Here is a 9,144-nt window from a genome sequence, read left to right as displayed (position 1 = left end):
ATGTCCGGGGGCGCGGGCGGGCCGGGTCGAAGCGGATCACCACCGGCAGGTCGGGCATGCCGACGGCGCGGCGGTAGCGTTCGACCGGGCCCGCGCCCAGCTCCCCGTACACCTCGCCGACCAGGGTGTCGCCGGCGCAGGCGACCTTCAGCAGCAGGCGCGGCTTGTCCGCCGTGCCGGTGAGGCGGGCGCGGACGTCGTGGACGCCGGGCAGCTCCCGCGCGTCCCGGACCAGGGCGCCGGCCGCGTCCCCGGCGCGGACGCGGGTCTGCGCGTCGAGGTCCGGCCACCACTGGTGGACGAGGTACCGGGCCTGGACGACCAGCCACAGCTGGCCGGCGAGGGCGAGGATCTCCGCGACGCCCGCCGCGGCGGGCAGGAACCAGCCGGTGCCGTCGGCGAACCGCGCCAGCGCGGGATCGAGCAGCGGCCCCTCCGCCGGGGCGCCGAAGACGCCGAGCCCGGCGGCGAGCGCCGTGCCGCCGCACGCGAACAGCACCGCCCCGGTCAACGCGATCGCGATCCGCACGTCAGTCCCTCCGCCAGCCGAGCCGGACGTCGACCCGCGGCCGGTGCATCGGCTCGATGCGGTCCAGCCGCGCGTCGACGGCGATGTGGACGAGCTCTTCCAGGTTCGCCGGGTTCCGGTACTCGGTGGTCGCCCAGACGACGACGCCCCGGCGGAAGATCCCGAGGCCGCGGACGCGGGCGCTCTCGATACCGGGGACGGTGAGCGCCGCGTCCGCGAGCGTCCGGCGCAGGGCGGTGCGGCCGATGGCGCCGGCCTGGCGCGGGTCGGAGCCGGCCAGCGGGACGCCGCGCAGGCGGCCGGGCAGCGCGGCCAGCAGGAACGCGAGGCCGAAGACGGTGATCGAGGCCGCCCACAGCAGGACTTCCGGGTCGCGCCAGGAGCGGCTGCGCAGCGCGCCCGCCACGATGTCAACGCCGGGGACCGGGTGGACGCCGGAGCCGAGCGCGGCGGCGAGGAGCTCGATGGCGGCCACCCCGCCCGCCACGGCGACCAGCAGCGCGGCGGCGAACCCGGCGAACGCGCGCCGCGGCCGGAACTCACGGACGGCGAGCCGCCGCGCCTGCCGCTCGTTGCGAGCCTCCTCGATCAGGTCCTTGACCAGCGTCTCGGTCATGGCCACCCCCGTGAGCCATAGGCACGTCCGACATCATCACCCATGGTGAGGCATTGTCACGTGGAGTAACACGCGCCATGCCGACGTCCGGCGCGTTCGCCGGGAGCGATCGTGCAGGTCAGCGGAAGACGACCGTCCGGTCACCGTTGAGGAGGATGCGGTGCTCGCAGTGCCAGCGGACCGCGCGGGCGAGGGCGAGGCATTCGACGTCGCGTCCCACGGCCACCAGTTCCTCCGGGCTGTGGGTGTGGTCGACGCGGGCGACCTCCTGCTCGATGATCGGGCCCTCGTCCAGGTCGGCGGTGACGTAGTGCGCGGTGGCGCCGATCAGCTTCACGCCGCGCGCGTGCGCCTGGTGGTAGGGGCGGGCGCCCTTGAAGCTCGGCAGGAACGAGTGGTGGATGTTGATGATCGCGCCGGGCAGCTTGGCGCAGAAGTCGTCGGAGAGGATCTGCATGTACCGGGCGAGGACGACGAGGTCGGCGCGGTAGTGCTCCACCAGCGTGAGGATCTCGGCCTCCTGCGCGGCCTTGCCGCCGGACCCGGCCGGCAGATGGTGGTAGTCGATCCCGTACGACTGGGTGAGGGGCCGCAGGTCGGGATGGTTGGACGCGACCGCGACGACGTCGATGTCGAGCAGCCCCGACCGCGTCCGGTACAGCAGGTCGTTGAGGCAGTGCCCGCCCTTCGACACCATGATCAGGACGCGCGGGCGGTCGGCCAGCGCGTGCAGCCGCCACTGCAGCCCGAGCTCGGGCACCAGGGACGCGAACGCGCCGCGCAGCTCGTCGGGGTCGGTGTCGTCCAGGGCCGCGAACTGCACCCGCATGAAGAACGTTCCGGATCCCGCGTCGCCGAACTGCTGGCTCTCCAGGATGTTGCAGCCGCGCTCGGCCAGCAGTCCCGAGACGGCGGCGACGATGCCGGGCCGGTCGGGGCAGGAAAGGGTCAGCACGTATTCGTTCAACGGTCTCACTCTTGATTCACGGCGCGGACGGAACCCCGGCCGCCGAAAGGCGCGATGCGGCAGCTCAGGGCGGGTCCCTCCGAGGGTACGCGGGTACGGACGGCCCCGCGGACTACTGATGAGTAGTTTGCGGGCTTGATTTGAGGTTAGTTTTGCCTTCATGCGGCGAATCCTGCTGGTTGGACTGACGGTCACCCTCGTGCTCGCGGGCTGCACCACCGACGGCGACGAGGGCACCGGCGGCGAGGGCGGGCGTCCCGCGAAGGTGGACGGCATCCCCACCTCGGAAGGCACGCACAAGCAGAAGATGGACGTGGGGACGATCGGGCACCGCGAGTTCCTGCTGCACGTCCCGTCCAAGGTGTCGGGCGGCGAGTGGGAGGACGGCAAGCCCGCCGAGCCGCCCGCGCTGGTCATCGCCCTGCACGGCGGGCTCGCCACCATGGGCAAGATGGAGGACATGTCCGGCTTCAACGGGCTGTCGGACGAGAACGGCTTCCTCGTCGCCTACCCGAACGGCGTCATGACCACGTGGAACGCCGGCGACTGCTGCGGCGCGGCGAAGGTCGGCAACGTGGACGACGTCGGGTTCCTCACCAAGCTGATCGACAAGGTCACCGGCGCCGGGCTGGCCGATCCGGACCGCGTCTACGTCACCGGGTTCTCCAACGGCGCAGGCATGGCATACCGGATGGCGTGCGAGAAGCCCGGGAAGGTCGCGGCGATCGGTGTCGTGGAGGGCGCGCTGGTCACCGACTGCGACCCCGGCGAACCGGTCTCGGCGATGATCTTCCATGGGACGGCGGACGGGAGCGTGCCGTTCGACGGCGGCGGGAACCGCGACTTCAACGACCGGCGGCCGTTCCCGCCCGTGTCCGAGGCCGTCGAGTTCTGGCGCCGGGTCGCCGGGCTGCCCGAACCGGCCGAGCGGGTCAAGGCGCGCACCGACGACACCGAGTGCGAGAGCACGGGCAAGGGCGACCAGGGCGTCGCGGTGGCCTTCTGCAAGATCAACGGCGGTAAGCACGTGTGGCCGGACGAGGCGAGCGCGATGCTGTGGGATTTCTTCGCCGACCACCCCCGCGGCGGCCGATGACCGTTACGTGAGAGCTTTTCACATTCGCCGGTCTGTGGCAGTCTGGCCTGCATGAACCTCCGGGACCGCTATGACGCCGCGACGGCCGGGATCGAGGCGCCGTTCGCGGTCGTCGACCTGGCGGCCTTCCGCGCCAACGCCGACGGCCTCGTCCGGCGCGCCGCCGGCAAGCCCATCCGGGTGGCGAGCAAATCGGTGCGCTGCCGGTCGCTGCTGGAAGACGTCCTCGCCATGGATGGCTTCGCCGGGGTCATGGCGTTCACGCTCCCCGAGGCCCTCTGGCTCGCCGGAGAGCGCGTCAGCGACGACATCCTCGTCGCCTACCCCACCGCCGACCGCACCGCCATCGCCGAACTGGCCGCCGACGACGCCGCCGCCCGCGCCATCACGCTCATGGTCGACTGCCCCGAGCACCTCGACCTGATCGAATCGGCCGCCGGCGACCGGGCGGTCCGCGTCTGCATCGACGTCGACGCCTCCTACCGCCCGCTGGCCGGACGGGTCCGGATCGGCGCGCTGCGCTCCCCGCTGCGCACCCCCGCCCAGGTCAGCGCGTTCGCCGAGGCGATACTCAAGCGGCCGTCGCTCGACCTCGTCGGGCTCATGGCCTACGAGTCGCAGATCGCCGGGGTCGGGGACGTCCCGCCCGGACGTCCCGCGCGGGCCCGCGTCATCCGCGGCATGCAGCAGCGGTCCCGGATGGAGCTCGCCCGGCGCCGCGCCGCGATCGTCCGGGCCGTCCGGGAGCTGACCGACCTGGAGTTCGTCAACGGCGGCGGCACCGGCAGCGTCGAGAAGACCGCCGCCGAGCGCGCGGTCACCGAGGTCGCGGCCGGGTCCGGCCTCTACCAGCCGCACCTGTTCGACCAGTACTCCAACTTCAGCGGCCGTCCCGCCGCGCTGTTCGCCCTGCCGGTCGTGCGGCGCCCGGCGCCCGGCGTCGCGACCTGCCTCGGCGGCGGCTACCTCGCCTCCGGCACCGGCGACACCGTCCGCCTCCCCCAGCCGTACCTGCCGACCGGCCTGGCCTACGACGGCAACGAGGGCGCCGGCGAGGTGCAGACGCCGCTGCTCGGCCGCTCCGCCGACCTGCTGTCCATCGGCGACCGCGTCTGGTTCCGGCACACCAAGGCCGGTGAGCTGTGCGAACGCTTCGACGCCCTGCACCTCATCGACGGCGACCGGGTGACCCGGACCGTCCCCACCTACCGGGGCGAGGGCAAGACGTTCCTCTGAGGCGCGCCCGAGCGTTTAGGTTGGGCGTATGAGCGACGCTCCCATGATCAGTGTCCGCGGTGAGGCGGTGCTGGAGGCCGAGCCGGAGATCGCGCGGCTGACCGTGCACGTCCAGTCCCAGGAGTCCGACCGGCGCACGGCCCTGGACCGGCTCACCGAGCGCAACCAGCACTGCCTCGACCTCGTCAAGTCCTACGGCGAGGCCGTCGAGAAGCTCGAGACGGGCGGGCTGTCGATCACTCCGCTGCTGAAGTACAAGCGGCGCGAGGGCGACATCCGCGCCTACCGCGGCACCGTCCAGATCAAGATCACGGTCGCGGACTTCGGGGTGCTCGGCGAACTCGTCACCCGGCTCGGCGACCTCGAGCGCACCGCCGTGGACGGTCCCGAGTGGGACCTGCGGCGCGAGAGCGAGGTGTACGGGCGGGCCGCCCGGCAGGCCGCCCACGAGGCCGTCGAGCGCGCCCGCAGCTACGCCGACGCGCTCGGGTCCCGGCTCACCGGCCTGGTCGAACTGTCGGACGAGGGCCTCGGCAGGCCGCAGGAGCGGCCCGTCGCGCTCGCCGCCGCGTACGGGCGGGCCCCCGGCGGCGCGGAGGCGGAGCCCGAGCCGATCGACCTGGAGCCCGCCAAGCAGATCGTCCGCGCCGCCGTCGAGGCGCGCTTCACCGTGTCGCCGCCGGACCTGGATCCGCGGTGAAGATCGCGATCATCGGGGCGGGCAGCGGCTACATGCCCGGCGTGATCCGGGGACTGCTGCACCGCGCCGGCGACCTGGCGGGCACCGAGCTGTCCTGCTACGACATCGACACCGGGCACCTGGTGGTCATGACGCGGCTCGCGCGCAACATGTTCGCCGCCCGCGACGCCGCGTTCACCGTCTCCGCCCACACCGACCTCAAATCCGCGCTGGACGGCGCGTCCTACGTCTTCACGACGTTCCGGCCCGGCGGGCTCGCCGCACGGCACCTGGACGAGTCGATCCCGCTCAAGCACGGCGTCGTCGGGCAGGAGACCGCGGGGCCCGGCGGGTTCCTGATGGCGCTGCGCTCCGTGCCCGTCCTGCTGGAGATCGCGTCCGCCACCGGCCCGGACGCCTGGATCGTCAACTACACCAACCCCACGAACATCGTCACCGACGCCGTCGCCCGCGCCACCGGCGCCCGCGTCATCGGACTGTGCGACCAGGCCGTCGGCGACACCGAGATGTGGGCCGACCTGCTCGGCCTCCCGTTCGAGGGACTGGAGGCCGACTGGACCGGCCTCAACCACGCCACATGGGCGCAGCGGCTCCGGCTCGACGGCCACGACCTCGACGTCCCGCTGCTGCTGGACGACCTGAAGGTCCCCGGCGGGGGCGCGACACCATGGCGCGACCCGTCCCGCATGGCCGAACTCGCCAAAACGCTCGGATTCCTGCCCAACTCCTACGCCAAGTACTACTTCTTCCACGACGAAGTGGTCGAAGAGCTACGCAAGAAGGGCACGACCCGCGCGCAGGACATCCTCGCCATGCTCCCCGCCTACTACGAGCAGGTCACCGCCGAGTCCGGGAAGGCCGATCCCGACCCGTCCCGCGAGCGCGGCGGCGGCGAGCACGGCGAGTTCGCCGTCGACGTCATCTGCGCGCTGCACCGCGACGAGGGCCGCCGGATGATCGTCAACACCCGCAACAACGGCGCGATCCCGTCCCTGGACCCCGACGCGATCGTCGAGGTCCCGTCGCTCGTCGGACGCTCCGGGCCGGTCCCGCTGACGATGGGGCCGCTCCCCGGGCCGGTGCGCGGCCTCACCCAGGCGATCCACGCCTACGAGCGGCTCGCGTCCGACGCCGCCGTCACCGGCGACCGCCGGACCGCGCTGCAGGCCCTCATGGCGCACCCGTTCGTCCGGAGCAAGCACACCGCCGAGAAGATCCTGGACGAGGGACTCGCCGCCCACCGCGGGCACCTCCCCCAGTTCACCTGACCCGCCCCGTCGTCCGACTGAACGGGGAAGGCCCCGGGCCCGTACTCCCTGACGTGGGAGGAACGGACTGCGGGGAGTACCGCATCGGGCTCGGCGTCTACGCCCTGGGACGGCTGCCGGGCGCCGAGGCCGACGAGCTGTCGGCGCACCTGCGCGGCTGCCCGCCCTGCCGCGCCGAGCTGGCCGAGCTGCGCGCCGTCGCCGAACTCCTCGCCCACAGCGTCCCGCGACCCCCCGGCGGCGGACGCGGCACGGCCGTCGCGGCACGAAAAGGCGCCGGCCGCAGACCGCGGACCGGCGCCTCCCTGATGCGGCTCAGCGGCGCTTGCGCCTACGGTTCAGGAGGACCAGGGCGGTCACGGTGACCGCGGCCCCGACGCCCGCCAGGACCAGGCGTTTGTCGACACCGCCGGCACCGGGGACATCGTCGCTCTCGTCGTCCGAGGACGGACGCACGAGCGCGCCGACGGTCCTGGCGACCTGACCCGCCTCCTCCTTCAGCCGATCGGCGCCCCGCTGCGCGACCTTCTTCGGATGGACCCGGTCGGCGACCTCGTCGATGGTACGTGCGAGCTCCTGGACATTGCGCTCTATGTACCTTTCCAGCCCTTCCGGGTCGCTGGGCCTGTCAGCCATGCCGTGTCCTTATCGTGTGGGGCGAAACCTTGACCAGCGAAGCATGATCCGAACAGTCTGGCAGGTCTTCCCCCCGAACGCCCGCCTCACCCCGGACGGGTACGGTTGGAGCCATCATCCGAGCGAAAGGCGGGACAGGTGTCCGAGCGGCTTCAGCCGGGCGATGTCGCCCCCGATTTCGAGCTTCCCGACGCCGACGCGTCCCCGGTGTCACTGGCCTCGCTGCGCGGGAAGCGCGTGATCCTCTACTTCTACCCGGCGGCCATGACGCCCGGCTGCACCAAGGAGTCGGTGGACTTCGAGAGCGCCTTCGGCGACCTGGAGGCCGCCGGCGTCACCGTCGTCGGCGTCTCCCCCGACAAGCCCGCCAAGCTCGCGAAGTTCCGGGAGAAGGAGGGTCTGACCTTCCCGCTGCTGTCCGACCCGGACACCGAGGTTCTGAAGGCCTACGGCGCGTACGGGGAGAAGAAGCTCTACGGCAAGGTCGTCGTGGGCGTCATCCGCTCCACGTTCATCATCGACGCCGACGGCAAGATCGAGAAGGCGTACTACAACGTGAAGGCCACCGGCCACGTGGAGCGCCTCCGCCGCGACCTCGGCGTCTAGCCCCCGCGTCACGCGCCATGCGGAACCCTGAACCGGCCCGCGGCGCGGGCCGGTTCATCGCTTTCCAAGGTGCAGGGTGCGGGCGGGGGGATTCGAACCCCCACGGTGTCTCCACCAACAGGACCTAAACCTGCCGCGTATGCCTGGTTTCGCCACGCCCGCCGGTGCTCCCGTCCGGGAGCGCGTTCAGCTTAGCGTTCTGACCGGCGGCCCCGGCAACGCAATTGCCCCGGTGCGACGTGGCGGGCACGCGGCGCCGGCGGGGCCTGTCGCGCACCGGAGGTACGGCGCGGCGGGCGCCAGGCGGCCTGAACGGATAAGGGACACGGCCGCAATGGATTTGCGGACATCAGCTACGCGAATCGGCGGCATTATCTGAAAAACGGTATCGGCGGGGCCGCGGCGGGCGGCCTAGGCTTGATGGGTCCGGCCTTCGGCACAGTCGGTGACGCCATGATCACGAGTTCGTCGGGAACGGTTCTGAACGCCTCCTTCACGCACCGCCTGCTGCCCTACGACGGCGCGGACCAGTTCCTCGACGGCGCCGTCCCCTTCCTGCTGGACGGGCTCGACAGCGGCGACCGCGTCCTCGCCGTCTGCGGGACCGGGCAGGAGATGCTGCTGCGGGACGCCCTCGGCCCCGCCGACGCCGGCATCGAGTTCGCCGACCCGGCGGCCTGGTATTCGCACCCCGCGCGGACGCTGGCGGACTGCCTGAGCCAGGCCGACGACGCGGCCCTGCGGGGAAGCAGGCTGCGGCTCCTCGGGGAACCGGCGTGGACGTCGCGGTCCCCGCTGGAGGTCCTCGAATGGCAGCGGATCGAGGCCGTCCTCAACGTCGCGTTCCGCGGCACCGGCGCGTCCCTCATGTGCCCGTACTCGGCCACGCTCCCGGCGGGCACCGTCGCGGCGGCGCGCAAGACCCATCCGGAGACCGTGCGAGGCGGCCGGTCCCTGGCCAACCCGGGGTACATCGACCCCTGGGCCTACTGCGAGCAGTGCGACCGCGAGCCGCTGCCCCACCCGCCGCCCGGCGCCGACGCGCTGAAGATCGAGCGGGCGGACCTGTACTGGCTGCGCGCCTACGTCACCGACTACGCCCGGCAGACCCCGCTTCCGGCCGAGGACCGCAAGCGCCTCCTCGTCGCCGTCACCGAGGTCGTCACCAACGCGATGCGGCACGGCGAGCCGCCCATCATCCTGCGCATGTGGACGGAGACGGACGCGGGCGGCGCGGCCTTCGTCTGCGAGGTCACCGACGAGGGGCGGTGGGCGCCGGACACCGGATACGGGCTCATCCCTCCGCGTCCCGCGGGCACCGCCTCGGGAAGCCGGTTCGGGCTGTGGGCGGTGCGGCTGCTGTGCTCGATCGTGCAGGTCAGGACGGGAGACGGCGGCAGCGTCGTCCGGCTCAGGCTCGACCTCCCGGACCCTGCCGGCCCTGTCGTCCCGGACGGAGAGTGAGCGGTTCCATGCGTTGGGCTTCCAAA

General features: G+C 72.5%; 11 protein-coding genes and 1 tRNA gene. 7 read left to right on the top strand and 5 right to left on the bottom strand.

The window, feature by feature from the left end; all coding sequences use genetic code 11:
- The 3 genes from E1285_RS08855 to purU all read right to left on the bottom strand — a co-directional run.
- On the bottom strand, positions 1–529 hold a 529-nt coding region (locus tag E1285_RS08855; protein ID WP_132149975.1), incomplete at its 3' end, for a hypothetical protein.
- Between the two features lies 1 nt (position 530).
- Positions 531–1,145 (bottom strand): DUF6286 domain-containing protein, encoded by a 615-nt coding sequence (locus tag E1285_RS08850; protein ID WP_132149973.1) that lies wholly within the window; start codon positions 1,143–1,145, stop codon positions 531–533.
- Between the two features lie 118 nt (positions 1,146–1,263).
- The gene (gene purU / locus E1285_RS08845; protein WP_243722649.1) at positions 1,264–2,112 is read right to left on the bottom strand and encodes a formyltetrahydrofolate deformylase; all 849 of its coding nucleotides are present in this window, start codon (positions 2,110–2,112) and stop codon (positions 1,264–1,266) included.
- Between the two features lie 160 nt (positions 2,113–2,272).
- Here purU and E1285_RS08840 point away from each other — a divergent pair, with 160 nt between their 5' ends.
- The 5 genes from E1285_RS08840 to E1285_RS08820 are packed head-to-tail and all read left to right on the top strand — an operon-like array spanning position 2,273 to position 6,777.
- Positions 2,273–3,208, top strand: a complete 936-nt coding sequence (locus E1285_RS08840; RefSeq protein WP_132149969.1) for a PHB depolymerase family esterase — start codon at positions 2,273–2,275, stop codon at positions 3,206–3,208.
- Positions 3,209–3,259: 51 nt separating this feature from the next.
- The gene (locus E1285_RS08835) at positions 3,260–4,444 is read left to right on the top strand and encodes an amino acid deaminase/aldolase (protein ID WP_132149967.1); all 1,185 of its coding nucleotides are present in this window, start codon (positions 3,260–3,262) and stop codon (positions 4,442–4,444) included.
- 28 nt (positions 4,445–4,472) lie between these two features.
- A complete protein-coding gene (locus E1285_RS08830; protein ID WP_132149965.1) occupies positions 4,473–5,144 on the top strand; it encodes an SIMPL domain-containing protein in 672 nt (223 codons plus the stop codon).
- Positions 5,141–6,412: a glycoside hydrolase family 4 gene (locus E1285_RS08825; protein ID WP_132149963.1), complete on the top strand. Its 1,272-nt coding sequence runs from the start codon at positions 5,141–5,143 to the stop codon at positions 6,410–6,412. Before E1285_RS08830 ends, E1285_RS08825 begins: the two co-directional genes overlap by 4 nt.
- Before the next feature lie 53 nt (positions 6,413–6,465).
- Entirely contained in the window at positions 6,466–6,777 is a 312-nt protein-coding gene (locus tag E1285_RS08820; protein ID WP_165966523.1) for a zf-HC2 domain-containing protein, read from the top strand.
- Here the strand turns inward: E1285_RS08820 and E1285_RS08815 are convergent.
- Positions 6,728–7,048 carry a DUF3618 domain-containing protein gene (locus E1285_RS08815; RefSeq protein WP_132149961.1) on the bottom strand — a complete coding sequence of 107 codons (321 nt, stop codon included), beginning with the start codon at positions 7,046–7,048 and terminating at the stop codon, positions 6,728–6,730. The two genes, E1285_RS08820 and E1285_RS08815, sit on opposite strands and share 50 nt — an antisense overlap.
- Before the next feature lie 138 nt (positions 7,049–7,186).
- On the opposite strand from E1285_RS08815, the gene bcp reads away from it, so the two are divergent.
- Positions 7,187–7,654 carry a thioredoxin-dependent thiol peroxidase gene (bcp, locus tag E1285_RS08810; protein WP_132149959.1) on the top strand — a complete coding sequence of 156 codons (468 nt, stop codon included), beginning with the start codon at positions 7,187–7,189 and terminating at the stop codon, positions 7,652–7,654.
- A gap of 77 nt (positions 7,655–7,731) precedes the next feature.
- Here bcp and E1285_RS08805 read toward each other — a convergent pair.
- A tRNA-Leu gene (locus E1285_RS08805) sits at positions 7,732–7,816 on the bottom strand.
- A gap of 291 nt (positions 7,817–8,107) precedes the next feature.
- Between E1285_RS08805 and E1285_RS08800 the strand changes: the two genes are divergently transcribed.
- Complete coding sequence (locus E1285_RS08800; protein WP_243722648.1) at positions 8,108–9,118, top strand: sensor histidine kinase; 1,011 nt, start codon at positions 8,108–8,110, stop codon at positions 9,116–9,118.
- Positions 9,119–9,144 lie beyond the last annotated feature (26 nt).

This window comes from Actinomadura sp. 7K507 (assembly GCF_004348425.1).
In the GTDB taxonomy this organism is placed as follows: domain Bacteria; phylum Actinomycetota; class Actinomycetes; order Streptosporangiales; family Streptosporangiaceae; genus Spirillospora.
Note: the sequence above shows the minus strand (reverse complement) of the source record. Positions and strands in the feature narration are given on the sequence as shown.

Bases quoted from the DNA above. Each gene is read 5' to 3' on its own strand.
- E1285_RS08850 (WP_132149973.1), bottom strand. From the start codon at position 1,145: ATGACCGAGACGCTGGTCAAGGACCTGATCGAGGAGGCTCGCAACGAG.
- E1285_RS08840 (WP_132149969.1), top strand. From the start codon at position 2,273: ATGCGGCGAATCCTGCTGGTTGGACTGACGGTCACCCTCGTGCTCGCG.
- E1285_RS08835 (WP_132149967.1), top strand. From the start codon at position 3,260: ATGAACCTCCGGGACCGCTATGACGCCGCGACGGCCGGGATCGAGGCG.
- E1285_RS08830 (WP_132149965.1), top strand. From the start codon at position 4,473: ATGAGCGACGCTCCCATGATCAGTGTCCGCGGTGAGGCGGTGCTGGAG.
- E1285_RS08815 (WP_132149961.1), bottom strand. From the start codon at position 7,048: ATGGCTGACAGGCCCAGCGACCCGGAAGGGCTGGAAAGGTACATAGAG.
- E1285_RS08800 (WP_243722648.1), top strand. From the start codon at position 8,108: ATGATCACGAGTTCGTCGGGAACGGTTCTGAACGCCTCCTTCACGCAC.